The sequence below is a fragment of the Jeotgalibaca porci genome (assembly GCF_011299095.1).
GTDB classification, from domain to species: domain Bacteria; phylum Bacillota; class Bacilli; order Lactobacillales; family Aerococcaceae; genus Jeotgalibaca; species Jeotgalibaca porci.
On record NZ_CP049889.1, the window covers coordinates 529,938 to 550,316 of the forward strand.

General features: G+C 41.4%; 24 protein-coding genes. All 24 read right to left on the minus strand.

Translation table 11 applies throughout. The features are described 5' to 3' along the window. Nucleotides 1-1,380 carry a UDP-N-acetylmuramoyl-L-alanine--D-glutamate ligase gene (murD, locus tag G7058_RS02760; protein ID WP_166062115.1) on the minus strand — a complete coding sequence of 460 codons (1,380 nt, stop codon included), beginning with the start codon at nt 1,378-1,380 and terminating at the stop codon, nt 1-3. Between the two features lie 13 nt (nt 1,381-1,393). Further along, nucleotides 1,394-2,359, minus strand: a complete 966-nt coding sequence (mraY, locus tag G7058_RS02765; RefSeq protein ID WP_166062116.1) for a phospho-N-acetylmuramoyl-pentapeptide-transferase — start codon at nt 2,357-2,359, stop codon at nt 1,394-1,396. Between the two features lie 55 nt (nt 2,360-2,414). Continuing rightward, entirely contained in the window at nt 2,415-4,565 is a 2,151-nt protein-coding gene (locus tag G7058_RS02770) for a penicillin-binding transpeptidase domain-containing protein (protein WP_166062117.1), read from the minus strand. After that, on the minus strand, nt 4,562-4,945 hold the full coding sequence (gene ftsL / locus G7058_RS02775; protein WP_166062118.1) for a cell division protein FtsL: 384 nt from the start codon (nt 4,943-4,945) through the stop codon (nt 4,562-4,564). Before ftsL ends, G7058_RS02770 begins: the two co-directional genes overlap by 4 nt. A 25-nt stretch (nt 4,946-4,970) precedes the next feature. Next, complete coding sequence (gene rsmH / locus G7058_RS02780; protein WP_166062119.1) at nt 4,971-5,930, minus strand: 16S rRNA (cytosine(1402)-N(4))-methyltransferase RsmH; 960 nt, start codon at nt 5,928-5,930, stop codon at nt 4,971-4,973. Between the two features lie 9 nt (nt 5,931-5,939). Further along, nucleotides 5,940-6,371 carry a division/cell wall cluster transcriptional repressor MraZ gene (gene mraZ, locus G7058_RS02785; protein ID WP_166062120.1) on the minus strand — a complete coding sequence of 144 codons (432 nt, stop codon included), beginning with the start codon at nt 6,369-6,371 and terminating at the stop codon, nt 5,940-5,942. A gap of 158 nt (nt 6,372-6,529) precedes the next feature. Further along, entirely contained in the window at nt 6,530-7,561 is a 1,032-nt protein-coding gene (locus tag G7058_RS02790) for a glycosyltransferase (protein WP_166062121.1), read from the minus strand. Nucleotides 7,562-7,580: 19 nt separating this feature from the next. Continuing rightward, nucleotides 7,581-7,958: a DUF3397 family protein gene (locus tag G7058_RS02795; protein WP_166062122.1), complete on the minus strand. Its 378-nt coding sequence runs from the start codon at nt 7,956-7,958 to the stop codon at nt 7,581-7,583. A gap of 234 nt (nt 7,959-8,192) precedes the next feature. Continuing rightward, nucleotides 8,193-8,372 (minus strand): 50S ribosomal protein L32, encoded by a 180-nt coding sequence (gene rpmF / locus G7058_RS02800; protein ID WP_166062123.1) that lies wholly within the window; start codon nt 8,370-8,372, stop codon nt 8,193-8,195. 48 nt (nt 8,373-8,420) lie between these two features. Then, nucleotides 8,421-8,978 (minus strand): YceD family protein, encoded by a 558-nt coding sequence (locus G7058_RS02805; protein WP_166062124.1) that lies wholly within the window; start codon nt 8,976-8,978, stop codon nt 8,421-8,423. A gap of 95 nt (nt 8,979-9,073) precedes the next feature. Next, entirely contained in the window at nt 9,074-10,234 is a 1,161-nt protein-coding gene (locus G7058_RS02810; RefSeq protein WP_166062125.1) for a nucleotidyltransferase, read from the minus strand. A 15-nt stretch (nt 10,235-10,249) separates the two neighbouring features. Then, nucleotides 10,250-10,984, minus strand: coding sequence for a class I SAM-dependent DNA methyltransferase (locus G7058_RS02815; protein WP_166062126.1), 735 nt, complete (start codon nt 10,982-10,984; stop codon nt 10,250-10,252). After that, entirely contained in the window at nt 10,984-11,340 is a 357-nt protein-coding gene (gene rsfS / locus G7058_RS02820; RefSeq protein WP_166062127.1) for a ribosome silencing factor, read from the minus strand. The genes G7058_RS02815 and rsfS overlap by 1 nt, the downstream gene beginning before the upstream one ends. Nucleotides 11,341-11,344: 4 nt before the next feature. After that, nucleotides 11,345-11,923, minus strand: coding sequence for a bis(5'-nucleosyl)-tetraphosphatase (symmetrical) YqeK (yqeK, locus tag G7058_RS02825; RefSeq protein ID WP_227004516.1), 579 nt, complete (start codon nt 11,921-11,923; stop codon nt 11,345-11,347). A gap of 1 nt (nt 11,924) precedes the next feature. Then, entirely contained in the window at nt 11,925-12,575 is a 651-nt protein-coding gene (locus G7058_RS02830; RefSeq protein ID WP_166062129.1) for a nicotinate-nucleotide adenylyltransferase, read from the minus strand. A gap of 17 nt (nt 12,576-12,592) precedes the next feature. Beyond that, nucleotides 12,593-12,904, minus strand: a complete 312-nt coding sequence (gene yhbY, locus G7058_RS02835) for a ribosome assembly RNA-binding protein YhbY (RefSeq protein WP_166062130.1) — start codon at nt 12,902-12,904, stop codon at nt 12,593-12,595. Between the two features lie 14 nt (nt 12,905-12,918). Then, nucleotides 12,919-14,034 carry a ribosome biogenesis GTPase YqeH gene (gene yqeH, locus G7058_RS02840; RefSeq protein WP_227004481.1) on the minus strand — a complete coding sequence of 372 codons (1,116 nt, stop codon included), beginning with the start codon at nt 14,032-14,034 and terminating at the stop codon, nt 12,919-12,921. Further along, on the minus strand, nt 14,027-14,554 hold the full coding sequence (locus G7058_RS02845; protein ID WP_166062133.1) for a YqeG family HAD IIIA-type phosphatase: 528 nt from the start codon (nt 14,552-14,554) through the stop codon (nt 14,027-14,029). Before G7058_RS02845 ends, yqeH begins: the two co-directional genes overlap by 8 nt. 90 nt (nt 14,555-14,644) lie before the next feature. After that, nucleotides 14,645-15,517, minus strand: a complete 873-nt coding sequence (gene thrB, locus G7058_RS02850) for a homoserine kinase (protein WP_166062134.1) — start codon at nt 15,515-15,517, stop codon at nt 14,645-14,647. An 11-nt stretch (nt 15,518-15,528) separates the two neighbouring features. Further along, a complete protein-coding gene (locus G7058_RS02855; RefSeq protein WP_166062135.1) occupies nt 15,529-16,749 on the minus strand; it encodes a homoserine dehydrogenase in 1,221 nt (406 codons plus the stop codon). A 68-nt stretch (nt 16,750-16,817) separates the two neighbouring features. Continuing rightward, nucleotides 16,818-17,048 (minus strand): YkuJ family protein, encoded by a 231-nt coding sequence (locus tag G7058_RS02860; protein WP_166062136.1) that lies wholly within the window; start codon nt 17,046-17,048, stop codon nt 16,818-16,820. Between the two features lie 79 nt (nt 17,049-17,127). After that, a complete protein-coding gene (locus G7058_RS02865; RefSeq protein WP_264372327.1) occupies nt 17,128-17,961 on the minus strand; it encodes an NAD(P)-dependent oxidoreductase in 834 nt (277 codons plus the stop codon). 240 nt (nt 17,962-18,201) lie between these two features. After that, complete coding sequence (locus G7058_RS02870) at nt 18,202-19,398, minus strand: glycosyltransferase family 4 protein (RefSeq protein ID WP_166062138.1); 1,197 nt, start codon at nt 19,396-19,398, stop codon at nt 18,202-18,204. A gap of 347 nt (nt 19,399-19,745) precedes the next feature. Then, entirely contained in the window at nt 19,746-20,321 is a 576-nt protein-coding gene (locus tag G7058_RS02875; protein WP_166062139.1) for an IS3 family transposase, read from the minus strand. Nucleotides 20,322-20,379 lie beyond the last annotated feature (58 nt).

Genomic DNA, 20,379 nt, shown 5'->3' on the forward strand with positions numbered 1-20,379 from the left:
TCATCCCTCCTCTTGTTCATGTTTCAATGCATGGACGGCATCAATAAATGCGTCCCCGCGAATTTCAAAGTTTTTGTATTGATCCCAGCTTGCACACGCTGGTGACAACAGAATAACGTCGCCCTCTTGGCTGTTATCCAGTGCCAACGGAACTGCTGTAGTGATTGTTTCTGTTTCGATTATTGTAGGAATGCCAGCTTTCTCGGCAGCATCGCTCAAGCGCTCTTTCGTTTCACCAAAAACGATAATAGTGTGAACGTTTTTCATCGCAGGGATTAATTCATCAAATGAATTCCCACGATCCAATCCACCTGCCAAATAAACAATAGATTTATCCGGGAAACTATTAAGGGCTGTTTGAGCAGCTGTAATATTGGTTGATTTTGAATCGTTATAGAAGACACGACCCGCAACTTCTGTTACATACTGAATCCGATGTTTGACGCCGCCAAATGCACGCAATGCTTCGGTAATTGATTCGTTGTCTGCCCCTTTTAACTTTGCCACTGCAATAGCTGCCAGAGCATTTTCAACGTTGTGACTGCCCGGAACACCTATTGCATCCACTGGCATAATCTTCTCACCTTTGAAGTACAGCCATTCTTCTAAGACATACGCACCTTGTTCGACTACCTCAATTCGTGAGAAGGGAACAATCTGCGCAGCAGCTGTTTTTGATAGTTCGCGCAATTCTTCTTGATCCCAGTTTAAGACAAGGTAATCTTCGGCTGTTTGGTTCATTGTAATACGCCATTTTGCTTCGACATACGCTTCTCTTGTCCCATGGTAATCCAAATGTGAAGAACCAATATTCGTAATAACTGCAATCTCAGGATGGTACGTATCAATACCCATCAGTTGGAAGCTAGAAAGTTCCATGATGATATCATCCTCAGCCGGTGCTTCTTTGGCTATCGTTGATGCTGGAATACCGATATTTCCGGCTTTGTGCGCAACGCCTTTTTTTCGGTTTCGTTTTAAGATTTCATGAACCATCGTCGTTGTCGTCGTTTTTCCATTTGAGCCGGTAATCGCGATAAGTGATGCTGCCATTATTTCATAAGCCAGTTCCACTTCAGTAAAAATAGGGATATTCAGTGCTAATGCACGTTGAACCATTTCATTTGAATAAGGAATTCCCGGGTTCTTAATAATATAAGCAAACGACTCATCCAATAAATCTACCGGGTGATACCCTGATATAACACGAATACCGGATGCAATTAATTCCTGTGCATCCGGATTATCCGCTAATTCTTTAGAATCATTCACAGTTACCATTGCTCCGAGTTCATGCAACAATTTTGCCGCATGAAACCCGCTGAGAGCCAAGCCGAGAACGAGTACTTTTTTATTTTCGTAACGTGTATGTTTTACCATGTGTTTTCCTCCGTTAAACAAATAACATCAGGCCAATAATTGCTGCAACTAACCCGATCAACCAGAATGTGATAACGACACGCCATTCACTCCATCCACTCATTTCGAAGTGATGATGAATAGGGCTCATCTTGAAAATACGTTTGCCACGCAATTTGAACGAAGAAACTTGAAGAATCACGCTGGCCGTTTCAATCACGAACACCAACCCAATAATTAACAAGCTCCACTCCAGACGCAGCATTAAAGCGACTACTGCCAGACTGGCTCCAAGAGCTAACGATCCCACATCCCCCATAAAAATTTTGGCTGGTTTTTTATTATAAATAAAGAAACCAATTAATCCGCCGATTATAGTTAGACAGAACAACAATACTTCCGTTTGACCTTGGATATAGGCGATATAGGCATACGCACCATACGCAATCGATGCAGTCCCCGCTACAAGTCCATCCAAACCATCTGTTAGATTCACAGCGTTTGAAAAGCCCGTAATCCAGATTATCGCAAACAGTGCAAATACAATCCAATTATCGACTGCACCGAAGATTGGTAACGTAATTAATGGTTCTGCCCCACTAATTGAAAATAAAAGAACAAAGATTGCTGATCCAACAAGTTGGGCAATAAATTTCTGTTTAGATTTCAATCCTTCGTTTTGTTTTTTGAAAATGATAATAAAATCATCTAAGAATCCAATCAAAGCAAAAAATAGGAGCGTAAAAAGTAATGTGAGTGTTGTGTAGTTTAAGACTTCTTTCCAGGCTGCGATTCCAATCGTGATTAACGCTGCTGAAACGACAAACACTAGTCCGCCCATTGTTGGCGTTCCACTTTTTACTTCATGCCAAAGCGGTCCTTCCTCTCGCGTTGTTTGTCCATACCGGCGCATTTTAAAGTAGCCAATAAAGATAGGCATGATGCTGACTGTTAAAGCAAAACTAAATGCTAACGGCAGCAACATTTCGGTTCCTTGCATACCGATTCCTCCTCTAATTCATATAGTTGTTGTAAGCGTGAAAGCTTAGCGCTTGTTATTCTAAAATAATTTTCACGGAATCTTCCGGATTCAGAAGTGAGCCTTCACTCAACTCTTGATGGACCACATAGCCCTCTCCTTCGAATTCAAAGGTTACACCTGTCATCTCAGCTACTTTCAAGACATCATCTCTTGACCAACCTCTGACATCCGGCATCGTCATTGCGCCTTCCGTCATTAATAAGATTTTTTGGTTCAAGATAGTTGTTGTATCTTCAACAGGGAATTGTTGCACAATACGACTACCGTTTCCGATAATACCAATCGCGCTAAAGCCATTCATTTGCAAGACATCAATCGCGGCCGCTTTTTCCTCGTTAATGACTGAGGGAATTTCTACCTCGGTAATCGGTGTATCCGAATCCTCTCCCAATTCCGCATAAGAAATGGCACGGGTCATCAACGGATTAAAAACATCCGATAAATAGTCTACAAATAATTTTTGTTCATTATTTTTTGGTAATTTCAACGTCACATAGAGAATATATTCTGGGTCTTCAATAGGCGCAAAGCCTGCTGTGGAATACAAATATTCATAAGTACCTGTATAGTAGCGGCCAGAATCAGGATTAACCAATTCGGCTGTCCCCGTCTTCACGCCTACTTCAGCGTTATCGATTTGATAAGCAGATGCAGTACCATATTCCGCATAAACAACTTCCGTTAAATACTGTAAGACTGATTGTGCTGTCTCAGCTGAAATAGGTGAAGAAACTTCTTCCGGCACTGTTTTTGTTTCTTTGCCAGTCTTTGGATCCACAACCTTATCAATATAGTGAAGTTTCATCATCTTCCCATCGTTCGCAATTGCCGTGAAGGCTTGAACGAGTTGGAAAGGTGTCACAGTCACCCCTTGACCAAAGGATGTATTGGCTTTTTCCAACGGGTAATCATAGTTATAATTCCCTGTTGCTTCGCTGTCCAATCCCGAATTCGTTGACGTAGCGATACCAAAAGCTTTCATATACGATTCCCATACATCAAAGCCCATTAGTTCAATCAGTTTTACGACTGCAACGTTACTCGAACGTGCAAATCCTTCCAAATAAGAAATTTGGCCCCATCCGATTTTGTTGTAGTCCGAAACAATCCCGCCTTCAACCGCAATCGAACCGGATTGATACGTCACATGAGGGTTAAACACACCTTCTTCTACTGCAGCCGCAACCGTTAGAATTTTAAAGGTTGAACCTGGTTCAAACGATTCTTCAACAAGTAAATTCTGCCATTTCAAATCGATATCTTCCATCGTTGTTGCATTAAAGGTTGGGCGTTGCGTCGCTGCCATAACAGCTCCCGTTTTGGGATTCACTAACATAGCCACCATGGATTCAGGTTGGGCTTCTTCGTAGACTTGCGTCATCAACGATTCTAAGTACGTTTGCAGACGACGATCCAGCGTTAAATAAACGTCTTTCCCGTCTGTCGGCTCTTCCACAACCATCTCTCCGCCCGGCAAAACATAGCCTAAGGAATCTTGTTGTTGGACAGCTTCACCATCTACACCTTTTAAGAGGTCATCGTATGCTTTTTCGACACCCATCTGCCCTGTCAGAACAGATTCGCCTTCTGTTTTAGCTTCTTCATCCAAAGCTGCGTAGCCGACTAAATGCGACGCAAAGATACCATTTGGATACAAGCGTGACGGTGTCTCTTCAAAGACCAGACCCGGTACATTTTCTTCTTCAATTTTCATTTTAACACCATAAGATAAATCAGAACCTGCATTCCCGAATTCAACTTGGTCAACATCCGGCTGACTGATTATTTTATAGATTTCTTCTCGTGGCATATCAATATACTTCGCGAGTACTTCTGCTGTTTTTTCCTTATCAACGATGTGATTAGGCTTTTCTTTGTCTTCGCTCCATTTATCAGTCAAAACACCGATTAACGAATAAGAAGTAGCATCCAGAGCAATCGGGTTTCCACCAATATCATAGATGGTTCCTCTTTTTGCCGGTAGAATGCTACTCCTAGTATACAAGTCATCAATCCGCTCGCTTAAGTTTTCGCCATTTACCGATTTGGTAATCATAATAGTCGAAAAGCGTACGATAAATAGAAGGAATACCAATCCAGTCAGAAGCATCATCACGCGCGTCATGTTGCGTCTATTTTTTTGTGGATTGTTTTGATCTTTCATCGCGTTACATTCCTCACATTGGTTTCATTCATTTTTAGTCCCATTGATTCAGCTATTTCCATAATCCGGTTATAGCGCGAAAGTTCTTGAACTTCTTGGTTTAAGTTATTATTTTCAATTGATACAGTTACATTATTATTTTGTAAGTCCTGTAATTGTCTGTTCTGATTGGAAATTGTTACTTGTGTAATCAAACTTGTAAATACGAGAATAAGTGCTGTAAACCCTATTACGGCTAAAGTAACAATTTCTTTTGCCCATGGTCTAGTCGCAATTCTACGACCAGGAACAACCGGGGATACCGGTGTGGCTTGTGGGCTGGGATTCTGAACGTCTATAAGAGGATCGTACAAATTGTTAGCATATTCTGGAGTTGCCACAGACTACACTCCTTCCGGATTTGTTTTAATTATCTGATTTATGTTTCCGTTCAATAATACGGAGTTTTGAACTTTGCGAACGACGGTTCTCATCCAGTTCTGAGTCACTCGGTAAAATCGGCTTGCGATTGATTAATTTATAATCTGGTTCCATTTGGGACGGTAGTAAAGGTAAGTTCGCCGGAATATCTTCTTTCGAAGAAACTTCTTTAAACATGGTCTTTACAATCCGGTCTTCCAACGATTGGAACGTAATCACGCTCATGCGGCCGTTCACGTTTAATAATTCCAAAGCATCTTCAATTGAATCGGAAATGGCATCCAATTCATCATTGACTGCAATACGCAGTGCTTGGAAAATACGCTTACCTGGATGTCCACCTTTTCTTCTTGCGGCAGCCGGAATACTATCACGAATGATATCAACTAACTCACCGGTTGTTTCAATCGGCTTCTCAGCGCGCAACTTTTCAATCCGACGTGCAATTTGTTTAGAAAATTTCTCTTCACCGTAACGGTAGAAGATTTTTACTAATTGCTCATAAGACCATTCATTGATTACAGTATAGGCCGTCAATTCTTGGTCTTGATCCATCCGCATATCTAACTTCGCATCAAAGCGGTAACTAAATCCGCGCTCTGCTTCATCCAACTGCGGTGATGAAACGCCTAAGTCATATAAGATGCCATCTACGCCAAATACATTTCGGCTCTCAAGTTCTTCTTTAATATGACGAAAATTTGATTTAATCAGGGTTACTTGCCCATTTTCAATATATGTTTTTAATTCTCTCTCAGCGTTTTCAATCGCCACACGGTCCTGATCAAATGCATACAAATGACCTTCCGCGTTCAATTTTTCTAATATTTTACGGCTGTGTCCAGCGCCTCCCAGGGTACAATCAACATAAATACCATCTGATTTGATAGCCAGGCCATCAATGGACTCTTCCAACAGCACACTATAGTGTTCAAATTCTGACATTTTTTTCACCTACAATCCAAAATCAATCATGTTCTCAGCAATATCTTCAAATGACTCTTCTGCTTCTTCTGCGAAGGCATTCCATTTTTCACTGCTCCAAATCTCAATTCGATCTGAGACTCCAACAACATGGCATTCTTTTTCTATTTTTGCGTATTCCATTAAATTTTTAGGGACATTAATCCGACCTTGCTTATCAATTTCTGCTTCAACCGCTGCAGAATAAAAGAACCGTACAAAAGCACGTGCATCTTTCTTAGCAAGTGGTAAATTTTTCAGTTTTTCTTCGAGTATTTTCCATTGGTCCATAGGGTAACCAAATAAACAGCCGTCCAACCCGCGTGTCAGAATAAAACGCTCTCCCAACTCCTCGCGGAATTTAGCTGGCATAATGATGCGGCCTTTCGCATCCATATTGTGCTTGTATTCGCCCATCAGCATGAAAAATCACCCCATTTTCCCAACATGAGTTTAGTCTACCACAATCCCCCACTTCCCACCACCAAATATCAAAAAATTAACAAAAAAAATCCCACACCTTGTTGATAACCAAAGGTGTGGAACGTATAAGCTTGTTATTACAAGGTTTGTCAATCATTTCACGGTGTGGGGCCATCGCCCATTACGTCGTGGTAACGGGAAAGTGTTTGGGCATACAATGCACGTAATTGCTCCCCTACTTGATTAATATCCCGTTTTTTTACTTCTTCATATGCGTTAAAAACTAATGTTGGTAATTCTCCGTTAAAGAGTTTAGTGATTGTCTCTGCAAAAGAAACTACATCCGCGGCTTTATACACGTGTTCGCCTGAAATATATTCAGAATAAATCGGGATATCCCGCAATAAAATATTTTGTTGCATCGCCATTGCTTCTAACAGTACAATTCCTTCCGTTTCTTCGTAGGTCGGGAAAAGAAATAAGTCAACTCCTGCATAAGCATTACGCAATTCCTCTGCCGGGATATAGCCCGCGAATTGCAGGTTCGGCAAATCTACTTTTACCGCTTCTTGAATTTCACTCGGAATTTCGACCATACTCGTGTAGCCGAACCAGATGAATTTATATTCTGGTAAGCGTTTCGCCAACTCAACAAAATCCAAAATTCCTTTACGTTTAATATAGTGACCCACTGCCATCACGATCTTATCTTGCTCGTTATAGCCGTAAGCCTCCCGAAACTGTTTGCGCATGGCGTCGGTCGCAGCATAATACTGAAGGTCAATACCATTTGAAATCGGATAGATGGGCGTAGTAACGCCTGACTCTTCTAAAAGCGCCTTCGCATAAGCAGTTGGGGTGACTACGACATCTCCCAAGTTATAACTTCTAACAATCCATTTTTCAAAATGAGGTGCCAAAACGTTCGAAAACCGAAAGGAATTGCGGAAATCCTGCTTAGTAGAGTGAGCATGATACACAACTGGGATTCCTTTACGTTTCATTTTTTTGGCAAAAAGGACTGATTTAGGAAAATAAGTATTCATATGGACGATATCGTATGTATCAGCGGGATTGGTCGTATATATAACACCAGCAGATGCGAGCGCGGTTTTTTGGTGTTCAACTGCCTTACCCAGACCAGAATGTTTGATGAAGCGTAAGTCACCTGAATATAATAATACTTTCATTCTAATCCTCCTTTTTACTTTAACCGCGGATTAATTGTAGAATTCGTGCAATGACAATGACATAGTAGAGTGCGAATCCGATGACAAAGCCCATTTTCATAATAATCGAAAAAACTTTCCCGGCCATAAACTGCTTGGGTGATTTTTCAAAATACAAAGTTATTCCTAATCCAATCAAGAAGATACCAAATAAATAGTGTGGGAGTAAACTAAAAGCCAACCAACGACCGCTCAATATATGAATCCCCACTAATAAAATAGGTAACACGGTATCCGTTACCGAGAACTTAAATTTATTTCGATACATTAAATAAGAGCGGAAAAATAAATGCACAATAATAATTTGTAAAATTGGAAAGACATATAAAAATATTTCTAGAATATCAAAGTTATTCACGTGTTCTACTTCCTTTCCGACTAGCCTCATTTATTTTACAACGAACGACCTTCGCTTTGCACCTTCTAAAGTCTGATTTTTGAAAATGATGGTGTAGGGAATCGGAAAGTGCTAACTCAGATGCAAAATCCCGTTTGAGTTAGCACTTTTCGTCCTGCCTCATCTCTCATTCAATGATAAAAAAAAGCCGGCAGACATAATGTCCCCCGGTTCATTTTTATCATATTAAGCTGATTAAGCTTCTGATGAAATAACTTCTTTGCCGTCGTATTGACCGCATGAAGCACACACGTGGTGGCTTTTCTTGAATTCACCACAATTTGGGCAAGCTGTCATACCAGGTACTTCCAATTTGAAGTGCGTACGTCTTTTCGCCTTGCGTGCTTTAGATGTTCTTCTTTTAGGTACTGCCATTTCCTTACACCTCCCTGTATTGTTCGTCGAGTTATCGACAATCAAGCATCAATCTAAGTTTTCTTCGTCTTGAAGAAGAGCTTTCAGACCTGCAAAACGCGGATCAATTTGTTCTTCTTTTTCCTTCGCTCTTTGTTTCTCGAGGTCATCTTCCGTTACAACACTCCAATTACTTCCTTGAGGCATGTCACTTGATTGGCGCTCTTCTTCGCTCAAAATTTGAGTTGGAATATTAAGCAAGATATTATCTTCGATAGCTGGCACTAAGTCCACCCAACCGTCCTCAATAGGAATAATGACATCTTCCGGATCGTTAGACCCTTCAAAATTCATTTCATCCTCAACATACGTTTCAAAGATTGGAATATTAAACGTTACTTCCACAGGCTCCAAAGAACGAGACGAAGGCAGGGTGACCGTGTAATCGATCTGGAAATTGGCAAGTACTGAACGATTTTCATATAATAGAAAACCAGTTGCTTTGATATCTGAAACTGCCAGGATTTCTTTATCCCTATCCATCAATGCTGTTTCCCGGTTAATTGTTTCAGTGAAATAAACCGGTTCACCACGATGTTCTTGGATTTCTTTTAAGGTCCACTTCATTTCCTTCACCCCTAAAATAACAAATTGAATTATACTAGTGAAAAAATTGTTTGTCAATGTATTTTCCTTTACAACCTCACGAAAAGTTTGGCAGCCTAAGGAATAATAATTGGCGAACGCCTGAAATTCTGTTCTTCACCATGACCAAATGTATAAATGGCGTCGCTTCGAATCTCAATAGCTAATTTTCCCGCTGTAAATTTGTTCATATTTGTGACGAAAGTTGTTTCGTCATTTTTTATTTGCTTCAAGTAGGCTCTGCCTTTTGCAGTAAAACCCAGTATGCGAACAGGTTGGTTTTCCTTAAAATACATCACTGCCTCTTCACGCGTGATTCCCAGTAAAATATAGACGCATAAGCGTTGTAACCTTACCCAGGACCAGCGTTTACTTTTTACCGACTCAATAAAAGTGGTAAAAGTTTCCGCCTCCAAGATATTTTTCTTCAAACGAAATTCGATTCCTTCTTCCATTTGATAAATTTCTCTTAATTGATCCGGCGTTTTCAAAACAATTTGGTATTTTAAGTACGGCCACCATGTGTCCCAGCTAACTGCTTTTTCTTGCATCAATCTGCTTGCATCCGGCACCCACAAACCAAGATTAGCATACTCCTGGTTCAAGAGCAACGTGCGCAAATACGTGCCGCTCGCCTGCTTAGAAGTGTCTCCACTTTGGTCATTGTGCCCGGCTCCCTTTCGTTGAATAACGACAGGTTGCATAGGCTTAGAATATAGAAGATTTTCTTTTAAGTAGGACAGCGCCAATTGATTATTGGGCTCATTCATACGAATGGCTGTTTTGCCAATTGTTGCTTCAATCGCTTCCGCCATCTGAGCGGCATAAGTACTCCCGTCATTACGTGACGACTGAAAATGCTGATCGATTTGATCGGCAGATGCGACCAATTTTTCCGCTAATTCACTGAATTCACTTGTCGTTCCATTTTCAGCGCCAAATGAAATAGCATCGCAGTTCATTTGGTGGAGCAATCGGACATTTGCTTTGGCAAAGAAATCAGAAGCCTGAACACTTCCCAGAACAGATTGTTCCAGAACTAAGTCAGCACCATTCTCCAATGCCATGCGTGCTCGCAGCCATTTATCATAAATAGCTGGTTCACCTCGTTGAGTAAAGTTTCCACTCATGGAAACGACCATCACATCAGCTCCCGATTGCTCACGCGCTTGTTGCAGTTGGAAACGATGGCCATTATGAAAAGGGTTATATTCTGCCACTACACCACAACTTTTCATCGCTTCCTCCTTTTATTACTTTTTACATGCAAAGAACCACCGTGGACTGGTTTCTGAAACAGACTCGCGACCAAAATCGGCGGTTAAAGCGACTGACTTGAACCCAGCTTCGATTAGTAACTTTTTGTAGACTGCGATTTCAAATACGCGTTCCTCGTGTAGTTCTTGGAGACGATTAAACGAACCATCTTCATTTTCGACGAAAAACGTCAATAAATGCTCAACAGAGTTCTCTAGGTCGCCCTCAAAACTCTCCCACAAGAAAACATCATCTTCATCTTGGTGAATATATTGATAACCAGGGAATACGTTATTCACTTGATGTAAGGAGTGAACATCGAATAAAAAGACACCCTCGTCTTTTAGATTCGCGTACACGCCCTCAAAAACGGCCTTTAAGTCGTTTTCTTCCCTCAAGTAACATAATGAGTCGGAAAAGCACGTACAGACATCAAAGTGCCCAATATCTGCCAGTTCACGCATATCCCCCTGTAAGAGTTCAAACGAAACATTTTCTTCTTGCATCCGTTCATTCGCTAGAACAAGCATATCCTCTGACAAATCAAATCCCGTTACATCGTGACCTCTTTTAGCCAATTGCACCGCAATCTGTCCGGTTCCACAAGCAAGTTCCAAAATCTCCAGGTTCTTATCAGCTGGTTGGTATTTTTTTATAAATGCCATCCAGTCATCATAAACGGACTGATCCATCACTTTATCATAAAAATAGGAGAAGATGTGATAACTCATTACTCAGTTACCCACTCAGAAATATCTACTAACGGTGCATCGCTCCATAGTTTTTCCAAGTTATAGTATGAACGCTCGTCGTTACTAAAAATATGAACGATTACGTCGCTCAAGTCGATCAAAGTCCAGTTACCTGAATCTTTTCCTTCTTGATTTTTCAATGGGATTTTGTTTTTATGAACGGATTGAGTAATACCTTCCGCAATCGCACCCATTTGACGTTCGTTACGACCGTTCATGACTACAAAATAGTCACCGATTGACGTTAGACCACGAACATCCATTACCACTATATTTTCTGCTAACTTATCGTCAGCCGCTCTTACTACAACTTCTAAAATTTCTTCACTTTTCAAAATATTAATCCTCCATTTTTTGCATCCATTGGTTATAGACAGTTAAGGTGCCGGGATAAATACGTTCTTCCCGGTCTACTAAATGTTTCAAGGTTTGTTTGATTTTATAGATGACTGCTGCATCGAGATCCTGATTGGCAAGTTCTCTGGCTTCAGATACTCCCGGAAAATCACGGCCGTTTTCGATATAATCGGCAATAAAAACAATTTTGGATACCAGACTCATCTGTTCGCCACCAATTGTATGTTGATAGATAGCATCCAGCACCTCTTGATTAGTTACTCCAAATGTTTCTTTTGCATAATAAGCCCCTGCCGGACCATGCCAAATCTGGCTGCCAAAAGCCAGCATTTCAGCGTCAATATGCGCTGCTTGCTGAATTTTTACAACTTCAGAACGCGGCATGTCTTTTGCATAATCGTGCAGTAAAGCTGCTAATTGGCAAGCTTCTACATCGCCCGCGTATTTATGCGCTAATTCAATAGCTTTCGCTTCTACTCTTAAAATATGCGCAAAACGTGCTTTTTTCACCCTCAAAGAGACTTCTTCCAAAAGCGCTGCTCTATCCCATTTTGTATACATATTAGTCAAGATAAAGATCCTCCTCAACGATGTACTGTTCCACTTCTTCCGGAACAAGATAACGAATGGATTGACGATTCTTTACCATTTTACGAACTTGGGTTGAACTAATCGCGACTTCAGGGGAATCTACCCAGATAACCGGATAGGAGCTCACTTTTGGATATCCGGGACGCGCCACACCAACAAAATTTACGATGGTGAGAAGCTCATCGATTCGGTGCCATTTCGGTAAATATTCCACCATATCGCCCCCAATGATGAAATAATAATCGGTGTTCGGATTATTTTTTGTCAATTCCATCATTGTATCGAAGGTGTAACTTTTACCGCCCCGTTGCAATTCACAATCTTCAAGTTCAAACATTGGATTGCCCTGGATGCTGCGTCGAACCATTTCTGCTCGGTGTTTACCTGGGATGAATGGCTTTTGATCGACGTGTGGCGGCTCGGCATCTGGCATAAAGTATACTTTGTCCAGTCCGAGTTGCTTCCCTGCTTGCTCAGCCATAATAAGATGCCCGAGATGGGGAGGATTGAATGTCCCTCCTAGAATGCCGACTCTTTTGCGCTCTGGCCCCTCTTCAAGTGGTTCAGTATCTGCCAGCACGAAAAAATCCAACTTTTCGAACACGTTAATCAAATTGACCATGCCATTCACCTTTCTACTTATATCTTTTTAACTTGTACGGAAATCTTTTGATATTTTTCTTTCGATGATTCGCGGAAGAAAATAATAGTCTTCCCAATTTGTTGTACAACGAAAGCATCAATGCGTTCTGCTACTTCTTCAGCAACGTCAGCCGCTACTTCATCCGTATTTTGTAACAAGTTAATTTTGATTAATTCTCTTTTTTCTAATGCTTCATCAATTAAACGAATGATTTCGTCCGTTAAACCTGCTTTTCCTATTTGAAAAATAGGTTGCAAATGATGTGCTTCTTTCTTTAAAAATTGTTTTTGCTTTCCTCTTAATTCCATAATTTCCCTCAATTCTAAATAATTGGCTCACGAATAACTGCGTCTACGCCTTCTGGAACCCATACGGCTACTTTACCCGGTTTATGGACAGCTATCCATCCAAGGCCGGAGAATACAATATCCGTTGGTTCTTTCACTACGAATTCACGACGCACTAATTTCGGAAACTGTTCAATTTCTGTTTCACTTGGCGGCTGTAGCAGTCCACCTTTATGTTTATCATAAAAGGCATCTGCTTTTTCAGTTTTGGTACGGTGAATCTTTAAATCATTTGAGAAATATCCTGTGAAGGATGCACGTTCACCCAATACATAATCAAAGCGAGCAATTGCTCCAAGAAACAGAGTTTGACCAGCATTCAACTGATATGTCATTGGTTTCAATTCTTTTTGCGGTGACACAAGATGTAAATCTTTTTCTGATAAAACATGTGCCATTTGGTGACGGTGAATAATTCCCGGTGTATCGATTAAGCTCGATCCATCATCAAGAGGGATACGAATTTGATCCAATGTCGTTCCAGGGAATTGTGACGTTGTAATCACGTCTTCATTGTTCCCTGTTGCTGCTTTGATGATTTGGTTCATTATAGTTGATTTACCAACGTTTGTAACACCTACAACGTAAACATTGCGGCCTTCACGCAGTTCTTCAACCTTCTTCAATAAATCATCAATGTACGTTGCTTTTTTACCACTTACGAGCATCGCGTCAACGGGTCTTAGTCCTGCTGCACGTGCTTGCTTCATCATCCAATGCGTAACACGTGAATGTTTCACAGATCGTGGCAAGACATCCACTTTATTACCCACTATCAAGATTGGGTTTTTACCTACAAAGCGATGCAAGCCCGGAATCATACTACCATACATGTCAAAAATATCGACAACTTTAACAACCAACGCATCCTCGTCGCCAATGCTGTTTAACATCGCCAAGAATTCATCATCCGTAGCTTCAACTTTTTCTAATTGGTTATAGTGGCGCAGACGGAAACAACGTTGGCACAGCAACTGGCCTGTTTCGATTCCTTTTGCTAATGCACTATTTGGTGTATACCCACGCTCGTCAGCATTTTCTGTTTGAATCTTGGCTCCACAGCCGATACAAAATAATTCTTCCTCAGTCAAGTTCATTCCTCCACTTCATATCCGGGTTTTTATTTAATAGGTGACGCATGATAAACCGTTCGAAAAAGCGGTTTATGCTTGTATTCCAAGCATCCGATTGTACAATAGGACGTACTAAAATCGTGCGTAGCCCTGCCCGGTTAGCTCCAAGAATATCTGTCAGCAATTGGTCTCCGACCATGACACAATTCTCCAATGGGATGCCAACTTTTTTACTGGCACGTCTATAGCCTTGGCGCGATGGTTTCAACGCACGTGCAATATAATAGAGTCCCAAATGATCTGCAACAATCTTAATACGTTCATCTTTATTGTTGGAAACAATAACAACAGGAATCCCGTTTGCTTTTACGTCTTCAATCCACGCCAGCAACTCCGGTGTCCCGTTCGGGTTATTCCAAGCAACAAGCGTGTTATCTAAATCAGCGAAAACAGCTTTTATATTATGTTTTTTTAACTTTTCCGGGGAAATTTGATAAATATTTTCCACCATCCATGTTGGCCTAAAATTATCCAGCATATGTTCTCCTCTTCTTTTTTACTAAGCATTTTATTTTACCTTTATTATAGAAGAATAGCAAAGAAACACAAGAAAACTGAGAAGTTTCTCTCAGTCCGCTTTTACAATTCGAACGCCCTGTTTATCCACTTTCGTAAGATGAACCAGACAGTCCGGCATTTCATTTTTCACACGTTCCACTAATGCAGGTGCGTATTCGGATGCAATCACGGTCATAACCGTCGTACCTGCACCACTTAAGTAAGTTCCATAGGCTTTTTCTTCATGAGCGATTTTACGCAGCTGTACGACTTCCGGAATCAGGGTTGCCCGATAAGGTTCATGAAACAAATCTGCCTCCATCATTTTCCCTGCCGTGGTCAAATCGCCTTGTTGCAGAGCAGAAAGCAATACATTGGCAATACTACTGGCTTGGACAGCTTCCGGGAATAGTAGTTCCTTCGGCAAAACCGAACGGCTTTCCGTCGTTTTTAGTTCACGTTTAGGAATAACCGATACGAAACATGCATCCGGGAATGGAATCTGCTTCCAAAATACCTGTCCCGCTACATTTGCACCGACGACAAAATCGCCGACAATCGCAGGCATTACATTATCAGGGTGCCCTTCAATCCGTGACGCAATCTGGATTTTTTCATCAGCCGTTAAGTTAAGTTTTCCTAGAAAATTCGCCAATTCTATTCCCGCTACAATCGCTGCCGAGCTACTGCCCAGACCGCGTGCCGGTGGAACCTCGGAAGTCATTTTCAAATGATGGGGTTCTAAGTTTGGTGCTAATTCCAGCGCCGTTTGAATAATCAAATTGGAACGATCATGGGGGAGACCGTCCAGTTCATGAGTGATAATCCACTCTGAAGCAGGTTGAAGGATTTCCAAGTCGAGGTATAAAGATACCGCTACTCCGAAAGAATCAAAGCCTGGCCCAAGGTTTGCAGATGTTGCCGGTACGATAATGTGTGTCATAATATCCCTCTTTATAATTTTCTATAAATCGCTTCAACGCGTTCATTAGCTTCCAACTCTTCCAACTGTTGCTCTGTTATATTGGAAAGATACATGTAGTCGGCCCCATATTTCGAAACCTCGCCGTTCAATTTTTGAGAGACTAGCGATGCTACTGCCTCTTGATCACCAACACGAACTAAGGCATCGGTAACCAAGGTACCCGCTTGATGCCATGAATAATCATTGGAAACGAGTGGCAAGAACGATTCCGTCTGTTGCCACTTGATACGATCCGAAATGGCCAAAATATCCGCTACCACGCTGTTGGCAGTTGGGAGACTTCCTGCACCCGGCCCGTAAAACATGGTTTCACCTATCGCTTCACCTTTTACAAAAACACCATTGTACTCGTTTTTAACCATGGCCAATGGATGAGCGAGCGGAACCAGATACATACCGACACGGGCTGTGAACCCTTCTTCCAATTGCTTCGCACTACCGATTAACTTGAGTGTGAAGCCATAGTGCTTGGCTGCATCAAAATCGTGTTGTTTCAATTGGGTAATACCTGACACGGGAAAGTCATCAAGCTTCATTCGGTAGCCAAATGCCAGCTTCACCAAGATGATTAACTTGCGCGCGGCATCCAAACCTTCCACATCCCCGGTCGGATCGGCTTCTGCAAAACCTTTCTCCTGAGCGAGTGCTAACGCCTGCTCGTAAGATTCTCCTTCTTCACTCATACGGCTTATAATGAAGTTGGTCGTCCCATTAATGATACCGCTGACCTCTTGAATAGAGTCCGCAATAAAACTATCTGTTAGTGCCCGGATGATGGGGATACCACCGGCGACACTGGCTTCAAAAAATAAGTTCTTATTATTCTCTTTTGCAACACGCGTCAATTCATCACCGTATAACGCCAATGCATCTTTGTTGGCCGTTACCACGTGTTTCCCTGCTTCAAGTGAGTGGATGATATATTCTCTGGCCGTTTCAGCACTCCCCATTACCTCTACAACAATTTGTATGGTCGGATCATTCAAAATTTCCGAAAAATCCGTGGTAATTGGAACGCCCTTCTCAATAGCTGCTTGGTGTTTGGTTCTATTACCAACCAATATTTTACAGATTTCAAAATCCACTTGTTTCTTTTGAGTTATCTTGCTTTTATTCTCGGTCAGCATCTGATAGACACCACTTCCAACCGTCCCAAACCCAAGTAACGCTACTTTAATTGTCGGTTCCATGTGCTTCTCCCTCCATTTATATATACTAAAAGGAGCAGAACTTGCGTTCCACCCCCTTTTCCAATTGCTTAGTCTTGTATCAATTCGAAAATTTCGATTGCTACTAAATCTAAATCATCAAATTCGTACGTTTGATTGCTCGCTGATTCTTCTAGTTCAAACATTTGGGATTCACGGTTATATCTTACAACGCATCGCTCGTTGCCGTCTTTCTCAAAGCGACGAACTTCGATTTCTCCGTCGTCTTCCATCATCACTTCTAAACGTCGGATGATAGCTGATAATTGTGAAGGTTTCATATATTTTTCCCCTTTCCAGACTAACTTCTTTATTATTCTAGCATTATTTCACTTAGAAGGCATTAATTTTTTTCAGAAATCACGCTTCCCACCAGAGTTTAATGAGTGCCTGCGTGCCGGCATCCTCAAATCCTTTGCCTGCAAGACGCTCATAGAGGTCTTTTGCAAGTGTTGTACCTGGTAAATCGACTCCGAGCTTATCAGCCTCTTCTAATGCTATTTTCAGGTCTTTGATAAAATGTTTGACGAAAAATCCGGGTGAATAGTCATCAGTAAGGATACGTGGTGAGTAGTTGGCCAGTGACCAATTTCCCGCTGCTCCCGAACCCACTTGCTCAATAACCTTAGCAACATCCAAGCCCGCTGCTTTGGCGTAAGCCATTAACTCTGTCATCCCAGTCATCGTTCCGGCAATCATAATTTGATTCGCCATTTTTGTGTGCTGTCCACTGCCTGCTGGACCTTGCAACATCACTTTACCGGAAAAGACATCCAAAATAGGTTTCACTTTTTCAAAAGTTGCTTGGTCGCCACCAACCATTGTAGTTAATGTCCCGTTTTGTGCCCCTTTGTCTCCACCGGATACTGGTGCATCTAAAGCTTCAGCGCCTTTTTCTTTTGCAGCTTCATAAATTTTAACAGCCAAGCTTGGCTGACTTGTGGTCATATCAATTAAAACGTCACCTGATTTGACAGCATTCAAAATGCCTTTTTCGCCAAAATAGGTTTCTTCCACATCAGTAGGATACCCGACAATCGTTATGATTACATTTGACTGTTTCATCACTTCAGCCGGCGATTCTTGCCAAATAGCACCCGCTTCAACAAGTGAATCAGTTTTTTTCTTTGTGCGATTGTAGACATGTACTTCATGTCCGGCATTTAAAAGGTGGCGGACCATCGAAGCACCCATCACTCCGGTTCCCACAAATCCTATTTTTTCTCCCAATATAATCTACCTCCTCTAAAGCTCTAACCATACACTCTTAGTATAACACTCCTAGTAGGTGCATTCCCAATAATGTACAGAAGAAAAAAGCTTTTTGACAGCGTGAATCACTCGGGATTTTCATAAGATTTCTAATTCGTAGAATTGAGTTGGATAGCTACAGAAAAAGAGGGAGAGACTTTTTGTCTCCCCCTCTTTCAAGTATTAACGGTTAATCTGTTTAATTTTCCTCATTAAAATCGTTGTCTTTTTCTTTTCCGTTTCAAAGACATCATTTGCAATCACATTGCGATAGTAGCTCAACACACGCTTTGAAAAAGTTTCCGCTGATATTTCACGAATAAGCTCTGCTTCTTCTAATTGTTGCTGATTAGATTGTGTCATTTCAATGGTCTGGATGATATGTTCTGCCATTTCATCATCTTCGGTAAAAAGTGAACCTAATAATGGGTTCCGAATAATTTCTGATAAATAGTCATTTCGTTTGGCAACGACCGGACAGCCATTTACAATGCTCTCCAAGTACGTCAGTCCTTGTGTTTCTGATTCTGATGCGTTGACATAAACATCTGCCATTTGATAGTAGTTCGGCACAGCTTCGTAAGCAACTTCCCCAACAAATGAGATAGAGTCAGTCAGTTTGGAGTCTCTAACCAGTGTTTCTAAATCTTCACGAGCTGGACCATCTCCCGCAAATACGAGCTTTGCATTCGGATATTTCTTCAATACTGCCGGAAAGGCATTAATTGTCTTGTGAAGATTCTTTTCATAAGCCAAACGTGACAAGGAAAGAAGTACAATTTCATCATCTTTCAATCCAAGCTGCTGACGCATCTTCTCACGTATGCCTGGTATAGCTTCTGGAATAGGAATCCCTGTTGGAATCACACGAATCTCAGCCTTCACGCCATAATCCATAAGCATTTCTTTCATTAATTGACTTGGAACAATAATACCCGCTGTCCGATTACAAAATATTCTACTCAGACGAATAACATCGTTTTTACGGATTATTTTGCCTCTTGCTATATAGTGTACGTATTTCTCGTACATCGTGTGGTACGTATGGATACTTGGTATATCGAGCATTTTTGCGACATATTTCCCTGCAATCCCTAAACTAAATTCGGTATGTGTATGAATAATATCAATTTTATATTTCTTCGCTTCTTTCAGCGCTTTGGAAAATCCTTTAATCGCAATGCGCCGTTCTTTGAATGATAAAAAAGGAATACTAGTTAAGCGGACGATATTCGGTTCCACAACAGCATGGGGATCTGTCGTCGTAAATATAATCACTTCGTGTCCACGCGCTTCCAACTCATCTTTTAAAATTTTGATGGATGTCGAAACCCCACTTATCTGTGGAAAATATGAATCAGTAAACATTCCAATTCTCATGTCTTCACCTTCTTTTCATTTACATCTTTCATTTGAGTAAAGTATAAACCAAAAATCCTTAAAAGAGCATAGCACTTTAGTCCTATATTAACTTGAAAAACGATGATTTCCTCCATCATCCAAACGATACGTAATTATACAGTACTCTGTTTTTAGCATAAATACAAAAAAAGAAAACTTGAACTGCCCCCTGTCAAGTAGACAGGTAAAAAAACAAAATAGTTTATGCCATGTATAACGTTTGTTGTGCATGGCATTTTTAATTGCCCCCGTATTGGGTGTTGGCGAAGGAAATGCCCTCCGGCCTGCGGGATTTCCTAAAATTATATCTACTAGCATCATATTTTTTAAGCTGGAATCCCCAAGCCCATCTTCAAGGTCACCCGTCGGGTGTTATAAAAAGCAATGTATTGTTTAATATCCTGCTCCAGTTCCTCAAAACTCTGATAGGTCTTGAGGCGGTACATCTCCTCTTTGATGATTCCCCAGAAGTTCTCCATCGGCCCGTTGTCGATGCATTTGCCCACTCGGGACATGCTCTGGATGAGGCGGTTTTCTGCCACGATTTTTTTGAAGCCATGCGAGGTATACTGGAACCCGCGGTCACTGTGCAGCAGCGTTTTGCTTGGGATAAGCTGGTCCTTGATTTGGCTGACGGTATCTCGGACCAAGGCGTTGTTGTTCGCCTTCGACAGTTGATAGGCCACAATTTTATTTTCCCCATAATCCAAAATCGCGCTGAGATAAGCTTTGGATTGCTGCCCGTACTTGAATTCCGTGACATCGGTCAACAGCACTGTCATCGGCTGGTAGGCCTTTCGGAATTCCCGGTTCAGGATGTTCTCTACCACATGTGCTGGCTTGTGCGGTTTATAGGCATAGCGTTTCCGGCGGATAACGGCCTTCAAGCCCGCCAGTTTCATCAATCGGAAAATAAACTTTGCTTCGAAGCGAATTCGCTTAGTTTATTGCTATATAAAA